Source organism: Coriobacteriia bacterium (assembly GCA_034370385.1).
In the GTDB taxonomy this organism is placed as follows: Bacteria; Actinomycetota; Coriobacteriia; order Anaerosomatales; family PHET01; genus JAXMKZ01.
The window spans coordinates 1-21,380 of record JAXMKZ010000042.1 but is presented as its reverse complement, the minus strand read 5'-3'; the positions used below and the strand labels follow the sequence as shown (position 1 = coordinate 21,380).

Sequence of the window (21,380 nt, the reverse complement as noted above, 5' to 3'; positions counted from 1 at the left end):
GACGACCCTGTTCGTCCCCGCAGGTGACAAGCGTGGAGGCTGACGAGTTGGACGAGATGATCTTCGGGCGCCGCTATCGCGCAACCGAGAAGATCGGTTCGGGCGGGATGGCCGAGGTATACAAGGCCGTCGATGAAACGCTGGGCCGTACTGTCGCCGTGAAGATCATGCACCCTCGCTACGCCTCTGACCCGACCTTCACCGCACGCTTCCGTCAGGAGGCGCAGGCTGCCGCCAACCTGCAGAGCCCCTACATCGTCAACATCTACGACTGGGGCCAGGACGGCGACACGTACTACATCGTGATGGAGTACGTCCGCGGCACCGATTTGAAGTCGATCATCGAGGACCGCGGCGCACTCGATTCGCGCCGAGCCGCTGAGATAGGAAGTCAGGTGTGTGCGGCGCTGTCCGTCGCCCACGGCTACGACGTGATCCACCGCGACATCAAGCCGCACAACATCATGGTCACGCCCGATGGTGGCGTGAAGGTCATGGACTTCGGCATCGCTCGCGCGGGCAACACCACGATGACGCAGACCGGATCGGTGCTTGGGACGGCTCACTACGTCAGCCCCGAGCAGGCCCAGGGGCGCGAACTCAGGGCGCCGAGCGACCTGTACTCCTTGGGTATCGTGCTGTACGAGGCTTCGACGGGAAAGCTCCCCTTCGACGCGGACACGCCCGTCGCCGTCGCCCTGAAGCAGGTCAACGAGCAGCCGGTCCGTCCCACCAAGGTCAACCCGAACGTCTCGCCGGACCTGGAGCGTGTCATCGGACGGGCGTTGGCCAAAGACCCGGCCCGCAGGTACGCCACCGCTGAAGAGATGCGCCGCGATCTGCTCAAGGTAGTCACCGGCGAGGGCGGAGTCGGCGCGATTCCCGCGGTGGTGGCCGTCAGCGATGGCACTGCCGTCCTCCAGCCTGTAGGGTCCGACAACTACGACGCCCCGGTGGTGCGACCGGGCGACCAGAAGCGCAAGGTGTGGCCATGGATCGTGCTTGCCGCCGTGCTGGTCGCCGCAGGCCTCGCCGTAGCCGCCGCCATGGGACTGCTCGGGCCGCAAGGCCTGCCGGTTCCCGATGTCACCGGGAAGCGCCAGGTCGAGGCCGAAGCGACGCTCGTCGAGGCAGGCTTCATGATCGGCGAAGTCGAGCAGGTCTTCGACGACGAGGTCGCCGGCCTGGTCATCGACCAGTCTCCCGTGGCCAACGCGACAGCCGAGAAGGGCTCGCGCATCAACCTTACCGTGAGCAAGGGCCCGGAAGTGGTCCAGGTGCCCAAGCTCATCGGGCTCACCGAAGAGGACGCCCAACGCGAGCTGACGGCGGCAGGCCTCATCCCGCAGCCGCTGCCCGATGAGTACAGCGCCACCATCGATGCGGGCGTCATCTTCAAGCAGCAGCCGGCACCAGGCGAACCCGCGGAGAAGAACACTCCCGTGCAGTACGTCGTCTCGCGCGGCGTCGAGACCACCATTGTCCCCAACGTCACCGGCATGTCTCGCGCGAACGCCGAGTCCAAGCTCCGGGACGCCGGTTTCCAGGTCAAGTCATCGGATCAGTTCAGCGAGTCCGTAAAGACGGGCGTCGTCATCAGCCAGAACCCTCAGGAGAAGCTGAAGGTCGCGGTTGGCTCGCTTGTGCGCATCGTAGTCAGCAAGGGCTCCGAACGAGTTCCCGTGCCCGATGTCATCGGGCGCACGGTGATCGACGCCACCGCCGTTCTGGAAGCGGCCGGCTTCGAGGTCGAGCTCACCTACGAGCCCCACTCGGAGGCCGGAACGGTACTCGACCAGGATCCAAGCCCCGGTACGGCGGTTACCAAGGGATCCACCATCACGCTGCTTGTGGACCAGACCGCACCTTAGCGCCACGCAAATCATCGGCTGCGGCATACACCTTGCTGCGGACGTATCTACTCGCCCGATAGGACGACATGTTGGAGACCCCATGAAGCGCACCCTCGCCCTCGCCCTGTTCGCTCTCGCCCTCGCGGCAACCCCCATCGTGGCCATCGCGGCACCGCCTGCAGTGGAGTGGCAGCGAGTCGACGTCACCATGCATCAGGAGCAGGGACACTCGATCCTCATCATCTCGGGCAGCTTGCCTGAAGGAACCAAACTGCCCGCGACGGTTCAGCTCAGCGCGCCTAAGGGTGGCGAGATCCAGTGGGCTGGCGAGATTCTCGGCACGGGAGTTGAGAATGACATCGAGGCCAAGCCCCAGAAGACCGAGGGCAAGGACTTCGACACCTATAGCTTCACGCTGACCAAGGCACCGATAGGACAGATCGAGGTAGTGCCACCCGCGCCAGCGACCACCACGTCCGACGCTCAGAGCTTCGCCACCACCTTCGCGTGGACTCCGCCAACGGATGTCGAGACGGTGCGCATGAATGCGCTCGTGCCCGCTGGCGCCCAGATCGCTAACGAGAGCGAGGGCGCACAGCTGATTCCTGGCGGCGATGCCAGCACCAACTACGTCTCAAAGCAGTTCATGGAGGTGAAGGCTGGCGAGCCACTTGAGCTCGCCTTCAACTACACCGTGGTCGCGGCCCCGGCAGCTCCGCCTGCCTCCTCGTCTAGCAGCCCCGCCGTGGCAATAGCCCTCCTCGCCGTTGGCGCCCTGTTCGTCGGCACCTTCATCGCGATTCGCCGTAAGACCCAGCTCGTACGCGCCGGGGCCCTGCAGTCAGACGAGTCCGATGAAAGCGTCGAGGGCGGGCAGGCTGTCCTCGCCCTTGATGCATCCGACACCGCTGGAGACGTTGCTACTGCGAGGGTTGAGGCTTCCGAGGCTGAGGACGGCGAAGAGGACTACGTCGCAGCGCGCCCGAGCTCCCGCGCGCCCAAGATGATCGCGTTTGGCGTAATCGGCGTCATCATGGTGTTCGGCGCAATGGCCTCCTACCGCAGCGTGGCGCCTCAGACGGTGAACGGCACGGTCACCCGCACCTTTGGCACCGGCGACGAGTGCGCGCAGGCTTCGATCATCGTGAAGCCCAACCCAGGCGTCGATCTGGCGCGGTCTGCTGACGACGTACTTGGCGTCTTCTCAAACGTTCCCGGCGTCGCGAAGGCAAGCCTGAACGTGGCAGAGGGCCGTGTCGAGATCGGCTACTGCGGCTCTTCTGCCACCGAAGAATCGCTCAAGCAGGCGTTGGCCTCGTCAGGGCTCGTCGTGGTCGACTAGGGACTCTCGCTCGCCCTTGCACTAACGTTTCGATAGGCATATAGTTCGCCTCACGAATTATTCGGAGGTGAAACTACTTTGCCGCACGACTCCCTGCCCGACGCCCTGCTCGACGAGCTCGACGCGAGCGTGATGATGCTCGGTCGCATGTTCGCGGGACGCCACTCCGACGCATGCCACGACACCGTGCTGTCGATGCCGCAGATGCTGATGCTGCGCATCCTTCACGAAGCCGGTGCGATGCGCGTCGGCTCGCTTGCCACCGCACTCGGCATCAAGGCGCCGGCCACCTCGTCGATGGTCGAGGCGCTCGAGGAGCGCGAACTCATCGGACGCACGGGCGACCCGGATGATCGTCGCGTGTCGCTCGTTCACGCCACCGAGGCAGGCATCGCACAACTCGAGGCCGCCGAGCTCCTGCGCCGCAAACACATGCGCCGCTACGCAGAGTTGCTGGGCGAAGACGATGTACGCGCCCTGATCCGCATTCACCGGACACTCATCGAAGCCATGGTCTCCGAGCGCGTCTAAGCGCACCGGACCCAAGCCCGCGAAAGGACCTCCCTCCCCCATGGACCGCATCACACGCTTCTCGCTCAAGAACTCGGCCGCTGTCATCCTCGTGGCATTGCTCGTCACCCTGGGTGGCATGTGGTCGGCCTCGCAGCTCAAGCGCGAGACGATGCCTGACATCTCCATCCCCGTGGTCGCGGTCGTCACCCCGTACCCGGGCGCGGCACCCGGTGACGTCTACGACAACGTGACCGAGCCGCTGGAGCAGGCTCTACGCGGCGTCCCGGGCGTCAAGCGCGTGAGCGCACAGTCGCAGGATTCGGTGTCGGTCGTCGTCGCGGAGTTCAGCTTCTCTGAGGACATGGACGAGGCCGAGACCAACGTCAACAAGATCCTCGACACCGTGAAGCTCCCTGAGAACTCCATCGCCCCCAAGGTGAACCGCATCAGCTTCGGGTCGGCGCCGATCATGAAGATCGCCGTGATGGGTGACTCTGATGGCACACCTGCAGATGTGGTCGCCCTGCGGGCCGACGTGCGCGAGCGCGTCATTCCCGCGCTGCAGTCCGTGGAAGGCGTCGGCGAAGCACGGCTCGCTGCCGATGCCCCCGGCGCCATTCGTATCACCCTTGATCCGGACCGCCTCAAGGACGAAGGACTCACCGCCGAGTCCGTCATCCAGCAGCTTCAGGCCGCCAACCTCTCCTTCCCCATCGGCGCGGTCGACCTCGGCGCAAGCACCCAACCGATCCGCGTCGGTGGCTCGATCGAGGGCGTCAGGGACATCGAGAACTTCACCGTCGCCGTCTATCCCAACCAGGGCGAAATGATGGGAGAAGCGTTCGGCGCCATCGGCGAGGGTATGGGCCAGCTCGGCTCGGCCGTGGGCGGTCTGGCCAAGGGCCTCGGCGCCATCGGTCAAGCCACCGGTCAGCTCGGTGCAGGCGTGGGCCAGCTCGGCTCCGCCACCGGCGAGGTCGCGATGCAATCCGGCCTGATCAACGGCATCCAGCAGATCCAGGCGCAGATGTACACGCTGAAGTACGACACGCTGCCGCCGATGAAGGCCGCCGCGTCGCAGATGCCGACGGACTCCCCCGCCTACGCAGAGCTCCAGGGCCAGATCTACGGCATCGAGCAGGTTGCGCTGCCGCAGATGCAGCAGACGGTGGACTCGATGCAGGCCCAGATCACCGCGTCGCAGAATAAGCTCAAGGAGCTGCAGCCCTCGGGCGGTGCCACCGCCCCCTCAGGCGGCATGTCCATGCCCGCCGGTGGGTCATCCGGGGGCTCCGGCAGCGCCCCGACGCTCGAGATGAAGATCGGTCGTGTGAAGCTCGCCGATATCGCAGAGGTGAGCTACGGTCCGGCCGACGGCACGGTCGGCACGCGCGCCAACGGGCGTCCTGCAGCGCTCATCGATATCGTGAAGACTCAGGAAGCCAACACCGTCAATGTGAACCGCGGTGTGGATACGGAGATGGGACGCCTCTCGGGCGACTTCCCCGTGGCAGCCGAAGTGCTGACCGTCTACGACGCAAGCAGAGGCATCAACGCCTCAGTCGACGGCATGGTGCGCGAGGGTATGCTGGGCGCGCTCTTCGCAGTCATCGTCATTCTGCTGTTCTTGCGAAGCTGGCGTGCGACGATCATCGCTGCGGTCTCGATACCGCTGTCCGTCCTGGTCGCACTAGGGATGCTGAGCTTCACCGACGTGACGCTCAACGTCATGACGCTGGGTGGCCTCACCGTGGCCATCGGCCGCGTCGTGGACGACTCGATCGTCGTCATCGAGAACATCTTCCGACACATGCAGATGGGCGAGAAGCCCACGGTCGGCATGATTCGCGCGGCAACGCACGAGGTCTCAGAAGCCATCACGTACTCAACACTCACAACGGTCGCGGTGTTCCTGCCGCTTGGACTCGTGACCGGCGTCATCGGCAAGATCTTCCTTCCGTTCGCCCTGACCGTGGCCATCGCACTGCTGGCCTCGCTGCTCGTGGCCGTTACCGTCGTGCCGCTGATGGCGAAGTGGCTGCTCCTGCGCGCCAAAGTGCCCGCTGAAGAGCGCACCGACTCGAAGACCATGACGTGGTACCGCCACGCGCTGAGCTGGTCACTGGACCATCGCTGGATGGTTGTGGCCGGCGCACTTGCGCTGTTTGTCGGCTCGCTCGCGCTCATCCCCGTGATCGGCACCGGCTTCGTACCTGAAGCCCAGGAGAAGTACCTGCAGATCGAGGTCACCTACCCACAGGGCACCAAGTCCACGAAGGTGGACGGTACGGTGTTGGCCATCGAAGAGCTGGTGGCAAAGGACCCCGACGTCGAGATCCACCAGAGCACCGTCGGTGGCAGCAACGACTTCTCGATGTCAGGCGACATCGGCGGAACGAACAAGGCCGTCGTCTACGTGCGCCTGGGAAGCGACGCCGAGATGGAGCAGGTGCTCGCACGCCTGAAGAAGTCCGCTGAGCCGCTCAAGACCGACGGCGCCCAGATCGTCTTCCAGCGCGTGGACGCCAGCGGCACCAACAGCTCGCTCGACATCGTCGTGGTCGGGGACGATCTGGCTGCCATTCGCAGGACCTCCGAGGATGTCGAGAAGGTCCTTGTGGCTCGCCAGGACCTCGAGAACGTCACCTCCAACCTTGGCGACAGCCAAAAGCAGCTCGTGGTCGATGTGGATCAGGCGAAAGCGGCCAAGTACGGCCTCAACGCCGCCATGGTCGCAGGGACCGTCCGTGGTTTCGTAGCCGAGCAGCAGGCGGGCAGCGTCAAGCTCGATGGCAAGCCCACCGACGTCATGTACTCGCTCGCACTCGACCCCGTGAAGAAGGCGACTCAGATCAAGTCTCTGGAGCTTGCGACGCCGCTCGGCGAGAACGTGACTCTGTCCAAGATCGCCAAGGTCGAGGAGACGGGCTCGCCCATGGCGGTTCTGACGCGCAATGGGCAGCAGTACGCCGCAGTATCGGCCCGCATCACCGAGCGTGACTCGGGCTCGGTGATCGCCGCCGTGCGCGAGGACCTCAAGGGCGTGAAGCTTCCCCCGGGAGTCACCCTGGAGGTGGCGGGAGCAGCCGAACAGATGAACGAATCGTTCTCGCAGCTCAACATGGCCTTGCTCATCGCCATCGGTGCGGTGTACCTCGTCATGATCATCGCGTTCGGTGAGGCCGTGGCCCCGCTCGCCATCATGTTCTCGCTGCCGCTTGCGGTGGTCGGCGGGCTGTTCGGCCTGCTCATCGCAGGCCTCCCACTCGACATCCCGGCGATGATCGGTGCGCTGATGCTCATCGGTATCGTCGTGGCCAACGCGATCATGCTCATAGAACGCGTGCAACAGAACCAGCGTGCGGGATCCACGCGCCGCGAGGCACTCATGGAGGCCGGCGTGACGCGCACGCGGCCCATTCTCATGACCGCCGCCACCACGATCATGGCGCTCGTGCCGCTCGCCTCCGGCTTCGCCGAGGGCGCGCTCATCAGCCAGTCTCTGGCGGTCATCGTCATCGGCGGCCTGACGACCTCGACGCTGATGACGCTGCTCGTCGTGCCGGTCGCCTTCGATCTGCTCGAAGGCGCCAAGGAGCGGCTGTTCGGTCGCGAGACACGACTGGGCGAGACCGCGGAAGCGTAGATGCAGCAGCACTTGACCTAGGAGGGCGAAGGACGCATGAAGGTCCCGGATCTGAACGTCTGGATCGATGAGGTGAAGGCGTTGCCGGATGCCGATAGGGCCGGGATGTTGCTGGTTCACCGGGGTATCGTCCGCGGCACAACGCGTGACGGAGAGCCGATCACGGGGATGACGCTCTCTGTAGATCGCGAGAAGCTCGAACAGGTGTTGGCCGAGGCGACTAGATGGCCGGGCATCGTGGCCGTACGTGCGTGGGTGAATGAAGGCCCGCTGGACGTTGGCGATGACATCATGAGCGTGTTGGTGGCAGGTGACATCCGCGAGAACGTATTCAATGCTCTACAGCAGCTCGTGCGTGTCTTGAAGACCGAGGTCGTGACCGAGTACGAGCACTTCTGAGCACGTGCTCGGCGAATTGACGGTGACGCTTTGACAACTAGATGATAGATGCATATAGTACGGGGTGTCTCGTATATGCAGTCTACACCTAGTTGGGAGCGAGCATGGTTCCTGGTCGAGGATGCGACCCTGACGTCGTTGGGATGCAGGGTGCTCGGCACGGGGCATCCCGTCCGTGCTGCCGCAGGGGTGGCGGAGGAGGGCTCGGCGCCTTCGCCGAGCCAGCAGCACTTGCGGCTCTCGTAGGCCGAACCGGTCACGGCTATGACTTGCGTCGCGAGATCAGCGACATCACCAACGGTGAGATCGAAGTCGACGCGGGCGGACTCTACCGCGTCCTGCGCCGCCTCGAAGAGGAGGGGTTCGTCACCTCCGAGTGGTGCGAGAGCGAAGCCGGTCCCCAGCGTCGCGAGTATCGCCTCACAGAGGAAGGCCGCGAGCTTGCAGAAGACTGGGTAGCTCACCTGCGCGAGCGCGAGCGGCTGTCCCGTCGCCTCGCTGACGCACTTGGCTCGGCGCTCGGAAGCGTCGACGACACCTGATCATGGGAGGTAATCATCATGCCCGGATACGACAGCACCGGCCCGATCGGCCACGGAACGATGACGGGTCGCGGACAAGGGTTCTGCATCACCGACGACCCGGCGATACTCGGTAGCCTCTTGGCATCGTGGGAGAGAGGCATCGGCCGAGGACTCAAGAGCCGATGCGGTGGCCCCAGGGGCGGACGCCACCGGGGCTCGATCCTCGGAAGGCACAGGAGGTGGCAGTCGTGAAAGTGGGGGTTTCGGCTCTCGGACCGACGCTGCACGACCAGGTAGACGAGCGTTTTGGGCGTGCCGCCTATCTGGTAGTAGTTGACGTCGATACGCTTGAATTCGAGACGGTGGACAACACGCTGAACCGCAACGCCTTGCAGGGATCCGGCATCGGAGCCGCCGAGGCGGTGTCGGCTCGCCACGCGGAGGCGGTGATCACCGGTCATCTGGGCCCCAAGGCGTACAGGGCCTTGCATGCGATCGGGATAGAAGGCTATGCCGGTGCCGGAATGACGGTCCGAGAGGCTGTCGATGCATGGGCCGAGGGCACGTTGAGCATGCTGGTTGAGGGCGAAGCGCACGCCGGCATGGAGTGAGATCGCCACAGACGGCGATCCGGATCAGGAGGCACGAATGGCCGAGAACAAGATACTTGCGGTTCCCTCGATAGGTGAGGGCGGTTTGGAGGGCGAGCGTTCCGGCCACTTCGGCCACTGCGACTGCTTCACTCTGGTGGAGATCGTCGACGGGGCCATTGCCGAGGTGCGTGTCGTCGAGAACCCGCCTCACGAAGAGGGTGGCTGTCTACGACCGGTCAACCTACTCGCTTCACACGGAGTGCAGGCCCTGATCGTCGCAGGCATGGGGGCGAGGCCTCTGGCAGGTTTCGAGGCGGCTGGCATCACCGTCTACTTTGAGAACGCGACGCCCGGCATCGGTGAAGCTGTACAACTCGTGCTCGCGGGGGATCTGACGGTCATGGACTCGCGGCACGTCTGCGGTGGGCCCTAGGTTTGCCCGAACAGACATCATCTGCGGCCCTCCCCGCCTTCACGCTTGCCATCGCATCCGGCAAGGGCGGGACCGGCAAGACGCTGCTTGCCACGAACATCAGCGCCCTGTGTGCGGATGTCGGTGAGCGCGTGGCGCTCGTCGACTGTGACGCCGAGGCGCCGAACGACCATCTGTTCGGTCGATACGAGGGTCCCCGCAGCACGCGGGTGGACTCGCTCTTCGCTTCCGTCGACACAGATGCCTGCTCGGCGTGCGGGTTGTGCCGGGATGCGTGCGCCTACGGGGCGGTTAGGGTGCTGGGCTCCTCGGCGCTGGTGTTCGAGGAGCTGTGCCACGGGTGCGGTCTGTGCGTGGACATATGCCCTGAGAACGCGATCACCGAGATGCCGAAACGAATCGGAGAAGTCTCGGTAAGGCGATCGGCTGACTTCGCCCGTCTCACCTTGCTGACCGGTACGCTGGATGTGGGTCAGGTCAAGACGCCCGCAGTGATTCGAGCGGCGCGCGATGCCGCCGCATCGGTCCCGGCAGATCTCATCGTGCTTGATGCGCCACCGGGCGTCGCTTGCGCTGCGGTAGCAGCCGTTCGCGGAGCTGACGCTCTCCTCCTCGTGACCGAGCCGACCGCGTTCGGGCGACACGACCTAAGGCTCGGGCTGGAACTCGGTCGTTCACTTCGGTTGCCGATGGCCGTCGTGGTGAACCGAGCGGGCACAGGTGGCGACGGAATCGACGAGCTCTGCGACGAATTCGGTGTTCCCGTGATCGCCCGCATCCCCTTCGATCGGCGTATCGCCGAGGTGTACGCACGCGGAGGTCTGGCGGCGGCGGAGATGCCGGATGTGCGTCAAGCACTCAGCGGCATCCTCGATGAGATGCGCAAGATCGCGACTCGAGAGTCGGTGCGTCGTTGAGGAGCATCGTCGTGGCATCCGGCAAGGGCGGAACCGGCAAGACCACGCTGACGGCAGCGTTCGCTCACCTCGCCGCTGCACACAACCGGGTTGTCGTTGCTGACGCTGACGTCGAGGCGTCGAACCTGCCACTGGCCTTGCGCGTTCGCACTGACGACTGTCTCGCGTTCAGTGGTGGCGCCGAGGCGAGCATCGATGAGTCGACGTGTTCGGCGTGTGGCGCGTGCCACGATGTCTGCCGTTTCGCGGCGATTCTGCCCGGCACGGATCACTACCTCGTGGACCATCTGTCCTGCGAGGGGTGCGGTCGCTGCGAGCACGAATGCCCGGTCGGCGCCATCACGATGAGAGTTCGCACCGTCGGGGAAGCGTGCACGGGATCGAGCTCTATTGGACCCGCTGCTTTCGGCCAGCTGGGACCCGGACAGGACCTCTCGGGCCGGCTAGTGACTGAGGTCCGGCGCTTGGCCTCAGAAGCCGCCGGGCGCCACGATGCCGATCTGCTCCTGATCGACGGTCCTCCGGGCGTCGGCTGTCCCCTCATCGCCGCGGTCGCCAGTACGGATCTGCTTGTCGCCGTCGCAGAGCCATCGGTCTCCGGCGCGCATGATCTTGAGCGGTTGGTCAAGCTCGCACGGAGACTGAACCTCCCCGTGCTAGTGGTGTTGAACAAGGCCGATCTCGCCGAAGAGGGGGCGAAGCGGATTCGAGCGTTGTCACGCGACCACTCGTTGCCGATCATCGCCGAGGTGCCCTTCGATCCGACGATCGCGGGGATGCTGGAGGCGCTGGCCAGCGGACGGGATGCCATGGCGGTCCGCACGCCCGCGCTCGTCGCCATCACCGAAGCATGGGACAGGGTTCGAGACGAGTTGAACGGCGGGATCTGACGTGCACGACTACGGAGAGCACTTCGACTTCCCGGTAGACAGGTCGGGGATGCCTGCCGTCAACGGGGCATATGGTGACTGAGGCTTGAGGCTCGACGTTGTTTCGAATGAGCCAGAGCATCTCTCGAACGAGGAAGGAGAATGGCATGGCCGACAAGGCTATCGGCTGCGCACGCCCGACCGGTTCCGTGATCGGAGCAGAGCCGAGCGAGGAGAAGCCGGCACCACAGCAGACATCCAAGGAGGTCCCCGTGAGCAAGATAATGGTGGGCAGGAAAGCTCCCGACTTCACAGCGCCAGCGTACCAAGCTGGGGAGTTCACCCAGGTGAAGCTTTCGGATCATCTGGGCAAGTGGATCGTGCTCTGTTTCTATCCTGGTGATTTCACCTTCGTTTGAGCGACCGAGGTGTCGGCGGTCGCCGCGAAGTATCCCGAGTTCAAGGCGCTGGGTGTCGAGGTCTTCTCCGTCAGCGTGGACTCGCAGTTCGTTCACAAGATGTGGGACGACAACGAACTCTCGAAGATGGTCGATGGCGGTGTCCCGTTCGCGATGATCTCTGATGCCGCAGGGCATCTGGGAACCGCGTACGGAGTCTACGACGACGAGGCCGGCGTGGATGTCCGCGGCCGCTTCATCATCGATCCAGACGGCGTGATTCAAGGCATGGAGGTGCTCACACCTCCCGTGGGTCGGCGCGTGGACGAGACCCTGCGCCAGATCAAAGCCTTCCAGCACGTGCGAGCGACGGGCGGAGCCGAGGTCACACCATCCGGCTGGGAGCCCGGTAAGAAAGTGCTCAAGCCGGGGCCGGACCTTGTGGGGCACGTCTGGGAGGTCTGGAAGCCCGGAGCGGAGTAGGAACACCACTTGTCCCCCCTGGCAACCGCCCCCCCTCGGGTTCGCGGTCGGCGCACTCGATCTGGGGGGCATGGATAAGGATGTCGCGATAGAGGAGTCCGTCCCGAAGTGCTATGCCTTGCAGCATTCGGACGCAGCCGTTCTTGCAACGATTCTGGGATTCGTCGTCATGACGGGACTCGACTTGGCTTTGGGGTAGGCCGCCGCGGCGGCGCCCCGCGGGCTAGAGGCGGGCGCGATAGGAGTTCTGAATCGCTGCGGCCATGACTTCAAGGCGACGTATGTCTTCGAAGCGGATGTCGGCAGTCTGGATCACGCAGTGCTCACACGCGGCTTCGTATTCAAGCCCTAACTCCTGCGAGCGCTCTGACAAGTCCGTGCCGGGGAGCACGTGCAGTGTCGATGACTGCACGACGCCCGGGTCTATTTCGAAGAGCCACCGCAGACCCCCGATGACGTCGAACGCATCGTCCCCCGGAAGGCCGAAGATCAGGTCGCATTCGACGGATATTCCTTGGCGCTTGAGTTCCGCAACACCTCGGGCGAAATACTCAGGGTTGAAACTGCGATGGCACGTCTTGAGAGCGTCGGCGCCTATCGACTGTGGACCCGTCTCGACCGAGACGACGCCTGCCCTGCGCAGATCACGGGCTTGTTCCTCGTCGATACGCTCAATATCGACTTCGATCGTGTGGAGGGCCAGACCGCGTCTCGCATAGGGTTCAAGGATGCCTGCAAGCCAGTGCAGCCTCTCCGGAGTGAGGTTGAACACCGAGTCGACGAACGAGAAGGAGCGTACGCCGGGTGAATCGGCGACGGCCGCCACGTCGGCCGCGACGCGCTCTGCGGAGAAGTACCGGATGCGGGTACTCCCCTTGCCCTCGAAGCAGTAGCTGCACCGATGGGGACACCCACGATAGCTCTCGACATACGACAACGCCGCGTCCGGTGTGAGCAAGCCGGTGAGATAGGGAGACGGGATCTGATCGAGATCCTCCATGAGCGGACGGTCGGGGGCGCTGACGATCTCGTTTCCGTTCCGAGCGGTGACCCCGGGGCACCTCCATGGGTACTTGCCGGTCGCAATCACTCTGAGCAGCTCGGAGAAGGTCTCCTCACCCTCTCCGCGGACCACGATGTCCACGGCGGGGTTCGCCTCGAGCACCTGCTCGGCTACGCAGGTGACCTCGGGGCCTCCCAGTACGATTGTCAGATCGGGGTTCGCGTCGCGGATGATCGAACACGCTTGGTAGATGGCGCGTGCATTCCAGCAGTAGACGGAGAATCCCACCACATCGGGCGACATCCTGAGGATGCGATATGCGATCCACCAGGGATCGACCTCGGTAGTCAGATCCAGTGTCTGGAAAGCGGCCTTCCCTCGCAGCCGCGGGTGCGCCTCCGCGTAGGCTCTGAGATATCCCAGCGCGAGCGACTGATAGCCGGGGCGATTGAGAGCGACGAGCGCGACTTTGAGTGGAAGTTCAGGCATCGGTCACCCTGACCTCGGGGACCCAAAACCGTGGGAGACCCGCTCCGCGACCTGAGTCGCGTTGGGTGGCGGTGCGAGACTCGCCAGCACGGTGGCAGACGCTCCGGACACAGCTCCGCCGCACACACTGCCAAGTGCGCAGTCGCCGCACGCCTCAGCCTTGTCCCCGCTTACCAGGCGATACACGGAGGCAAGGTGCAGTTCCCACCCCCGTGCGAATCCGTACGGCACCCCTCGCACCTCAACCCATGTCGTGTTGACGACCCCTGTGTCGCACGCCGCCTCGAGCCATGGGCTCGCCTGATTCAGATCGAGATCGGTGTCATCCACGTCGAGAATCACCGCGTGCGCGCCGAATCCGCATGCAGCGGTGACGATCGCGGGTGCTTCGCGGAGATTATGGCGACAGACCGGTACGCGAAACGTGAGGTGAACCCGCACCCCGCCCTCCCGCGCCTCATCAAGGAAGGTCCTCACGCCCTCGACTGTCTGGTCGTAAGAGCCATGACGTCCCGACAGCGCATCATGGCGCTCGGCGTTCGGTCCAAGCACGGAGACTGTCAGCTGCCGAACACCGGAACGGAGCGCTCTGGAGGAAATCTCGCGGGAGGCCAGGGCGTGAGCGTCTGTTTCGAGGCCGATTCGGGCCGCACCGCTCTCGACCGCCGCGTGCAGCAGCTCGAATAGCGCGGGATGACGCAAGGGTTCAGCACCGACCAGATAGATGTTGGGACCGGACCCACCGGGCCATCCTTGGCAGACCTCACGGATTTCGGTCGCTACACCGGAGGGGTCGCGAAAGTGCTCGTCGATCGGTCGATGACAGCGCATACAACGTGGAACACCGCTGGCCGTTCCCAAGGCGATATCCGCGAAACTGAGCACGCGAGAGCCTCGTTTCTCAGGGCCGGTGCGTTCCTGTCCACTCTGCGCGGGATGAAGCGGCCGGAGCCCGGCGAGCCAGCCGCGGGCACTAGTCGGTCGTTGCCGGTTCGTCTACCTACGCCGGACACACGCCGGTTCCTGCCTACAGGGGTCAACGAGTACCGTCGGCCCCTCGTTCACCAGCACGCAGAGATCTCCGCGAACTGGTCGGCGGTCGAAGCGAACACCTCGACGAGTGCAGGATCGAAGTGGGTGCCGGCGCCGTCGAGGATGATGCGCGCGCTGTCGTCGTGGGCGAACGCGTCCTTGTAGACACGTTTGGATCGCAGCGCGTCATAGACATCCGCAATCGCCATGATGCGCGCACTGAGCGGAATCGCGTCGGCCCCAAGCCCGTCGGGGTAGCCGGTGCCATCCCAGCGTTCGTGGTGCGACCGCGTGATCTCGATGCCGACCTCGATGAATCGGTTACCCGGGTAGCGATCGCGCACCGCCTCGAGTGTGCGGGCTCCGACCGTGGTGTGCTCCTTCATGACCTCGAACTCGAGCACGTTCAGCTTGCCCGGCTTGAGCAGGATGTCGTCGCTGATGGCGACCTTGCCGATGTCGTGCAGCGTGCTCGCCTCAACGAGGCTGTCGACGAAGCTGCGCGTCACCCCGGGCTCCTCGTTGCGCCTGCGGTAGCCTTCGCCCAGCAGCCGACAGAACGCCTGCACGCGCTCGAGGTGGGTGCCGGTCTCGTCGTCGCGCGATTCAGCGAGCCGGGCGAGCGCCAGAATCGTTGCCATCTGCGCGTTGGCGATCTCGCGCACCTGCTCCATCACGATGTCCTCGAGTCGGTGCGTGTACTCCTCGACCTCTGTCTGCAGCTGCCGTAGACGCAGGTGGGTGCGCACGCGTGCGAGGACCTCGTCGACCTGGAATGGCTTCGTGATGTAGTCGACGCCGCCTGCTGCGAACGCATCGACCTTGTGGTCGGTGCCGTCGAGTGCGGACAGGAAGATCACGGGTGTCTGCGCAAACGCTCGGTTCGCCTTCATGCGCCGGCACACCTCGATGCCGTTCATGCCGGGCATCATTATGTCGAGCAGCACCAGATCGGGGACCTTGAGCTCCGCGGCCTTCAGCGCGGCTTCGCCAGACAAGGCCGACCGCGTGCGGTAACCCTCCGTCTTGAGCATGTCGGCGAGTATCCGCACGTTGGCGGGCACATCGTCAACCAGCAGCAGGTCCGGCTCCTCGCCATCAAAGGTCAAAGGCATTGCGGCTCCGATGTCGATTGCGACCTTCGGTTACACAGTGTCACAATACCCCTGCTGCACGTTGGATGCGCGGGGCGGCCGGGGGGACGGCGTTCCGATGGGGCCGTGTCCGCCGCCATTCACGCCGGTGAGGGGGATCAATGAGCCCGCTGTCCTACGCTGAAGTCGGCAACCACCGTCTGGCGTATCACCGCAGCGGTTCCGGAGAGACCGTCGTGCTGGTACACGGCATCACGACCTACTCGTTTCTGTGGGAGGGCGTTGCGGAGCCGCTGGAGGAGGAGTTCGACGTCATCGCCGTCGATCTGCTCGGGTGCGGCGACTCGGACATGCCTCTCGATGTCTCGTACGCCATCCAGGACCACGCGGATCGGCTCTACGAGTTCGTGACCGCGCTCGGAGTCGAGCGCTTCCACCTCGTGGGGCACGACCTGGGCGGGGGCGTCGCTCAGATCTTCGCCGTGCGGCATCCGGAGATGCTGCTGGACCTCACCGTCGCCAACAGCGTCGCCTACGACTTCTGGCCGGTGCAGCCGATCACCGCGTTGCGCACGCCGATCATCCGCCAGCTGCTCATGGCGACGTTCGACATGGGCACCTTCCGCCTGGTCATCAAGCGAGGGGTCTACCACACCGAACGCGTCGACGATGCGCTCATGGCCAAGTTCCAACGGCCGCTGTCCACGACGGAGGGGCGGCAGGCGTTCATGCACTTCGCCCGTTGCCTCGACAACCACAACCTCACCGACATCGCCGACGACATCCACGCGCTGCCGATGCCCGTTCTCATCATCCGGGGTGACGCCGACCCGTTTCTGAGCGCCGAGATCTCGGAGAAGCTGCACGCCAACATCCCCGGTAGCCGGCTCGAGCACATCCCCACCGCGTCGCATTTCGTGCAGATCGACGAACCGGAGATCCTGTCCGGCCTGATCGCGGGGTTCTGCCGTGAGCACCCTGCCTGACGACACCGCTGAGCTGCGCGCACTCGCCGAGGCCCTCAGCGAACGGGTGCGCATCCTCGAGGCCGAGAACGACCTGCTCACCGAGCGATCCGAGGACATGCTCCTGCTGGGACTCATCGGCGAGGGCCTGTCAGCGGCCGAATCGGTGCAGGCGGTGCTCGAGCATGGCCTCGAGCGCATCTCGCTGCTGAAGGCGATCCCGCTGTGCGCGTGCTACGCGCTCGGGCCCTCCGGCGCCAATCCTCTCGCCGTACACTCGGCGCACAGCAGCCGGCGTGTCGAGCCTCAGTCCGTCCCGCTGTTCTGCCAGTCTCTGCTCATCGAGACGCGCGAGTCCGTCTACCTGAACGGCCCCGACTGTGCCGATCTCATCGTCGAGCTGCCAGGCTCCCGCTTCCGTCCGACATCGATTCTCGGCATGCCGGTGCGCCGGCGCGATGCCACCTCCTTCCTGTTCGTCTTCGCCGATGACAGCAGCGACGACCACCTCGCGTCCCAGAGTCTGCTGTTGCACCGCCTCGTGGACATGATGCTCGCGCGCGTCGACTCTCTCGAGTTGATGGAGTCACTGCGCCACGTGAACGACGAGCTCTCGGGCGCCAACGACTTGCTGCGCCAGGCCACGCAGGCCAAGAGCGCCTTCCTGTCACTTATCAGCCACGAGATCCGCACGCCGATGAACGCGATCCTGGGATTCGCCCAGCTCATGGCCCGGGAGCCGGGCATCACACAGCAGCAGCGCGAGCGGTTGGCGATCATCGATCGAAACGGCGAGTACCTGCTCGCCCTCATCAACGACGTCCTTGAGATGGCTAAGATCGAGTCGGGACGCTCGACGCTCAGAGCTTCGACGTTCGACCTCGCGGTCATGCTCGCCGACCTTGACGCGATCTTCCGCGACCGTGCGCACAGTGCGGGCATCGACCTGCGCGTGGAGCTGACTGCCGACCTGCCTCGCTTCGTCACGACCGACAAGGCGAAGCTCCGCCAGGTGCTGGTGAACCTGCTGGGCAACGCGGTGAAGTTCACCCAGACTGGATCGGTGACCCTTGAGGCGACCGCGGAGCGGAGCGGCGAGGATACCGCGCTGACGTTCATCGTCACGGACACCGGGGTCGGCGTGGACGAGTCCGAGATCGAGCTCATGTTCGAGCCGTTCAGCCAGACCGAGAGCGGCCGGACCATGGGAACCGGGACGGGCTTGGGGCTGGCCATCTCTCAGCAGTACGTACGGCTGCTGGGTGGCGAGCTGACCGCGACGAGTTCCCGCGGGGTCGGCAGCCGCTTCGAGTTCACGGTGTGTGTGGAAGAGGGCGAAGCCGACGCAGCGGAGACACCATCGGCTCCTGAGCGCATCAGGCGCGCACCCGACGGCGGCCTGCGTGTCCTCGTCGCCGACGACTTCGCCGAGATGCGCACGCTCCTGAGCGAGATGCTCACGAACCTCGGCTACGAAGTCGAGACCGCATCTGACGGCCGCGAGGCGCTGGAGCGGTTCCACGCGGCGCCGCCCGACCTCGTGTTGCTGGATATGCGCATGCCGATCATGGGCGGACTTGAGGTCATCCGCGAGATTCGCACCGGCGACGTCGCGCCTGAAACGCCGATCGTCGCGCTCACCGCGAACGCGTTCGTCGAGACGCGCGGCGAGCTGCTCGACGCCGGAGCGAATGACTTCCTGAGCAAGCCGTGCACGGAGACCGAACTCGCCGACGCGCTCGGAGAGCTGCTCGAGCCGACGCCCGCCGCCACAGCCCCGGCACGCGAAGCGGTCGCGGGCGAGCCAGCCGCGGCGCCGCAGCACCTCATCGCGCGCGTGAAGCGAGCCGCTGTCATGGGCGACTTCGACAAGGTGGCCGCCCTAGTCGACGAGGTGCGCGAGTTCGATTCCCGGCTCGCGGAGCAGCTGCACGGCTTCGCCGCGGACTACGACGCCGACGCGATCGTGGACGCGTTCGGGCGGTAGAGGCGGGCGCGGTTACCGTGCGTCCAGCGTCTCTCTGAGCAGCCAGCGCCACGCGGGGATGACGCGCACCGGACCGGCGGGCGTTTCGTACTCTCCCGACTCGGTGAGCGTCACCACCGTCGCGAAGGCGGCGCCCGTCCCCCGCATGGCGGCCTCGGCACCCCGCAGCTCACGCGCACGCGTCCGTGCATCGGACAGCGAGGCACACACTTGCACGATCAGCGGTTCCGACGCATCCGTGTCCACAACGAAATCGGCACTGCCGTCGGAATCCGAGTAGTAGCTGACCGCCTCCTCGTGCAGACGCGAGTACCGTCGACGAAGGTCGAGGTAGACCGCGTTTTCGAGCAGGTAGCCTGTGTCCTCCGCCGACGGGTGAGCTGTGGCGGCGGCGAGCCCGGGATCCACCGCGTAGATCTTGCGAGGGTTCACCTGTCGCGCCCGGTAGGACGCCCTTCTGATGCCGACAGCGTGGACGAGCCGTGCATCGATCAGGTGTCCCAAGTACGCGCGCAGGGTGTCTTCCCCCACTTTCACTCCCTGCGACTTCAAGTCGTTGAGCATCCTGTTCACACTGAAATCGCGCGCGAAGTTGCTCAGCAGGTGAGAAACCATCCACGCCAATGCCACACGGTTCGTAGCCCCCCAGCGATTGGCGACATCCCGGTAGACCACCAGATCAACGTAGTCCTGCAGGGTCCGCCGGCGGTCGATACCCGACATATCCTGAACTGCCGGGAAGCCCCCCTCAACGAGGTAGAGCTCCAGAGCGCGCTCGAGTGCCGACCGTTGAGCCGCCCCCGGCAGCACCGCCGTCTCCGGTTCGAGACCCCGATGGCGCAGATACTCGCGGAAGCTGAACGGCAACACCTCGACGGCGGTGCTTCGGCCACGCAACTCGGTCGCCACCTCTGTGCTGAGAAGCTTGGCCGAAGAGCCCGTAAGGCGTACTCGGATGTTCTCCGTGTTGATGACACGCAATACGAAACGCTCCCACTCAGGGACCGCCTGTACCTCATCGAGAAACAGGTGAGCAGTCTGCTCGTAACGGCGTGGCCCGGTTCGAAACAACCATTCCAGAGCATCATTGAGGATGCCTGTGGTAACCGCTCCAAGACGGTCATCCTCGAGGTTCAACCACAGGATCGACGTGCGAGGTACGCCGGCATCAAGAAGTCGGCCAATCTCCTGGGCCATCAGATAACTCTTGCCGACGCGTCTCATTCCAACGAACGCCGTGGCCATGTTGGGCAACTCTGGCACGTAGACATCGCGAGCAGTGAGCTCTGGAAGCGGCATCGAGCCTTGTGCTTGAAGCAGCAGTTCCAGCCCTTGGTCCATCTCTCGCCCTCGCTATCATTGGGGGTTTATACCCTTACGGGTAAGGTTAATATTACGCACCATTACCCTTGCTGACAAGGGTATAAGAGTTCCCATCTGCACGAAATCGGTCGTGGCGCTGTCGGCACCGAGGCTCTCACTCGTCGATGCCGCGCACCCGTATCGCCGCTTCGCTGGGGACCGGGCAGTGGAGCTCGCACACCCCGCAACCGATGCAACGCTCGGCGATCACATGGGGGCGCTTGACCGCGAGCGTCGCGCCCTCCGGCGTGAGCACCTCGTCATCGGTGAAGACGATCGCTTTGTCCGCCACCGGGCAGAGCTCCTGACACACGAGGCAACTGCGATAGTCCGCCCACGGAATGCAGAGCGCGGTGTCGATGTAGGCCCGGCCGATGACGGTCGTGCGCTTCTCGGCAAGTTCGAGCGGTTCGATGGCGCCGGTGGGACAGACCCGCCCGCACTCAGCGCACGCCCAGTCGCAGCTGCCGACGCGGTAGTCCATCTCGGGCGTGAAGAGCCCCTCCGGCCCCGCCTTCGTAAGCGACGGCTGCAACACGTTCGTGGGACACACCTTCATGCACTGCCCGCAGCGGCTGCACAGCGCGAGAAGCGAATTCTCGGGCTGCGCGCCGGGGGGCCGGACGAGATGCGGGTCGCGCACCCGTCGGGGCAGCCCCGTGAACGTGAAGAAGCCTGCGAGCAGGGCCGCACCCGAACCGGCGAGGAACGCCCTGCGCGAGGGCTTACTGGATGCCTTGACGGGCCGCATGCCGAGGCTGATGGCGTCTGTCGGACAGACGTCCGCGCACTCCATGCAGAGCTGACAGCGCGAGGTGTCGGTGGCGAGGTACTCGTCCCTGACCGCATCGAGCGGACACGTGCGCTCGCATGCACCGCACGCGATGCAGGCATCGGCGTCGACCGCGCGGTTGCGCACGCCGAAGCGCCCGACCAGACCCAGCAGCGCACCGAGCGGGCACAGGTGGCGGCACCAGAGGCGGCGCTCCACCAGGTTCAGCGCGAGGATCCCCCCAAACACGCCCAGCGTGAACAGCGCCAGCCCGTAGACGCGCGGCTCCGCGTAGATGATGCGACCCGCAAGCGCCGTGGTGGCCGCATCGACGCCGCCGCGCAAGGGGGGCACGAGGTACGCGATGTCCCCCGCCAGACGCAACACGCGATCGATCAGCGGGAAGAGCAGCGTCGTGGCAGAACGCGTCAGCGTGGAGAGCGGGTCGAAGAAGAGGTACGCGCCGCTCGCGAAGAGGAGCAGGCCGGCGGAGAACAGGAGCACGAAGACGGGCACCACGCGCCAGAAGCCCCGGGCGCGCTGCGACAGTCCGATGCGGCGTTGCTTGGGCGAGGCGAACTCCACCACCGCCCCCATAGGACACACATAGCCGCAGAATGCCCGCCCCAGCACCAGGGGCACGACGAGCATCACCAGCGCGATCCACATCGGGGGCTTGATCACTCCGTTGACCGCCGAGTTGATC

19 protein-coding genes are annotated in these 21,380 nt (G+C 65.0%); 14 read left to right on the top strand and 5 right to left on the bottom strand.

From position 1 onward, the window contains the following. Window positions 1-32: 32 nt before the first annotated feature. From pknB to U1E26_08655, 12 genes are all read left to right on the top strand, one after another. Window positions 33-1,871 (top strand): Stk1 family PASTA domain-containing Ser/Thr kinase, encoded by a 1,839-nt coding sequence (pknB, locus tag U1E26_08710; protein ID MDZ4169721.1) that lies wholly within the window; start codon window positions 33-35, stop codon window positions 1,869-1,871. Between the two features lie 82 nt (window positions 1,872-1,953). Further along, window positions 1,954-3,195, top strand: coding sequence for a hypothetical protein (locus U1E26_08705; protein ID MDZ4169720.1), 1,242 nt, complete (start codon window positions 1,954-1,956; stop codon window positions 3,193-3,195). Window positions 3,196-3,273: 78 nt separating this feature from the next. Next, window positions 3,274-3,726, top strand: coding sequence for a MarR family transcriptional regulator (locus U1E26_08700; GenBank protein ID MDZ4169719.1), 453 nt, complete (start codon window positions 3,274-3,276; stop codon window positions 3,724-3,726). A 40-nt stretch (window positions 3,727-3,766) separates the two neighbouring features. Then, window positions 3,767-7,354, top strand: a complete 3,588-nt coding sequence (locus U1E26_08695) for an efflux RND transporter permease subunit (GenBank protein MDZ4169718.1) — start codon at window positions 3,767-3,769, stop codon at window positions 7,352-7,354. Between the two features lie 36 nt (window positions 7,355-7,390). After that, window positions 7,391-7,753 carry a molybdenum cofactor biosynthesis protein MoaE gene (locus U1E26_08690; protein MDZ4169717.1) on the top strand — a complete coding sequence of 121 codons (363 nt, stop codon included), beginning with the start codon at window positions 7,391-7,393 and terminating at the stop codon, window positions 7,751-7,753. A gap of 104 nt (window positions 7,754-7,857) precedes the next feature. Further along, a complete protein-coding gene (locus U1E26_08685; protein MDZ4169716.1) occupies window positions 7,858-8,295 on the top strand; it encodes a PadR family transcriptional regulator in 438 nt (145 codons plus the stop codon). A gap of 221 nt (window positions 8,296-8,516) precedes the next feature. Beyond that, window positions 8,517-8,888 carry a NifB/NifX family molybdenum-iron cluster-binding protein gene (locus U1E26_08680; GenBank protein MDZ4169715.1) on the top strand — a complete coding sequence of 124 codons (372 nt, stop codon included), beginning with the start codon at window positions 8,517-8,519 and terminating at the stop codon, window positions 8,886-8,888. A 37-nt stretch (window positions 8,889-8,925) separates the two neighbouring features. Next, a complete protein-coding gene (locus U1E26_08675) occupies window positions 8,926-9,303 on the top strand; it encodes a NifB/NifX family molybdenum-iron cluster-binding protein (protein ID MDZ4169714.1) in 378 nt (125 codons plus the stop codon). A 2-nt stretch (window positions 9,304-9,305) separates the two neighbouring features. After that, the gene (locus U1E26_08670; protein ID MDZ4169713.1) at window positions 9,306-10,220 is read left to right on the top strand and encodes a 4Fe-4S binding protein; all 915 of its coding nucleotides are present in this window, start codon (window positions 9,306-9,308) and stop codon (window positions 10,218-10,220) included. Window positions 10,221-10,231: 11 nt separating this feature from the next. Next, window positions 10,232-11,110, top strand: a complete 879-nt coding sequence (locus U1E26_08665) for an ATP-binding protein (GenBank protein MDZ4169712.1) — start codon at window positions 10,232-10,234, stop codon at window positions 11,108-11,110. 146 nt (window positions 11,111-11,256) lie between these two features. Then, window positions 11,257-11,970: a thioredoxin-dependent peroxiredoxin gene (gene prxU / locus U1E26_08660; GenBank protein MDZ4169711.1), complete on the top strand. Its 714-nt coding sequence runs from the start codon at window positions 11,257-11,259 to the stop codon at window positions 11,968-11,970. A gap of 70 nt (window positions 11,971-12,040) precedes the next feature. Next, window positions 12,041-12,169: a hypothetical protein gene (locus U1E26_08655; GenBank protein MDZ4169710.1), complete on the top strand. Its 129-nt coding sequence runs from the start codon at window positions 12,041-12,043 to the stop codon at window positions 12,167-12,169. Window positions 12,170-12,193: 24 nt separating this feature from the next. Here the strand turns inward: U1E26_08655 and U1E26_08650 are convergent, their stop codons facing one another. From U1E26_08650 to U1E26_08640, 3 genes are all read right to left on the bottom strand, one after another. Next, entirely contained in the window at window positions 12,194-13,462 is a 1,269-nt protein-coding gene (locus tag U1E26_08650) for a radical SAM protein (protein MDZ4169709.1), read from the bottom strand. 3 nt (window positions 13,463-13,465) lie between these two features. Beyond that, on the bottom strand, window positions 13,466-14,347 hold the full coding sequence (locus U1E26_08645) for a radical SAM protein (protein MDZ4169708.1): 882 nt from the start codon (window positions 14,345-14,347) through the stop codon (window positions 13,466-13,468). Window positions 14,348-14,523: 176 nt separating this feature from the next. After that, window positions 14,524-15,609 (bottom strand): response regulator, encoded by a 1,086-nt coding sequence (locus U1E26_08640; GenBank protein MDZ4169707.1) that lies wholly within the window; start codon window positions 15,607-15,609, stop codon window positions 14,524-14,526. A 140-nt stretch (window positions 15,610-15,749) separates the two neighbouring features. Between U1E26_08640 and U1E26_08635 the strand changes: the two genes are divergently transcribed. Continuing rightward, window positions 15,750-16,574 (top strand): alpha/beta fold hydrolase, encoded by an 825-nt coding sequence (locus U1E26_08635; protein ID MDZ4169706.1) that lies wholly within the window; start codon window positions 15,750-15,752, stop codon window positions 16,572-16,574. Then, window positions 16,558-18,540, top strand: a complete 1,983-nt coding sequence (locus tag U1E26_08630) for a response regulator (GenBank protein MDZ4169705.1) — start codon at window positions 16,558-16,560, stop codon at window positions 18,538-18,540. The genes U1E26_08635 and U1E26_08630 overlap by 17 nt, the downstream gene beginning before the upstream one ends. Before the next feature lie 12 nt (window positions 18,541-18,552). Here the strand turns inward: U1E26_08630 and U1E26_08625 are convergent, their stop codons facing one another. Both U1E26_08625 and U1E26_08620 read right to left on the bottom strand, forming a co-directional pair. Then, window positions 18,553-19,881, bottom strand: coding sequence for an ATP-binding protein (locus U1E26_08625; protein MDZ4169704.1), 1,329 nt, complete (start codon window positions 19,879-19,881; stop codon window positions 18,553-18,555). Between the two features lie 136 nt (window positions 19,882-20,017). Beyond that, window positions 20,018-21,380 (bottom strand): 4Fe-4S binding protein (locus U1E26_08620; GenBank protein ID MDZ4169703.1); only part of this gene is annotated, 1,363 nt, incomplete at its 5' end.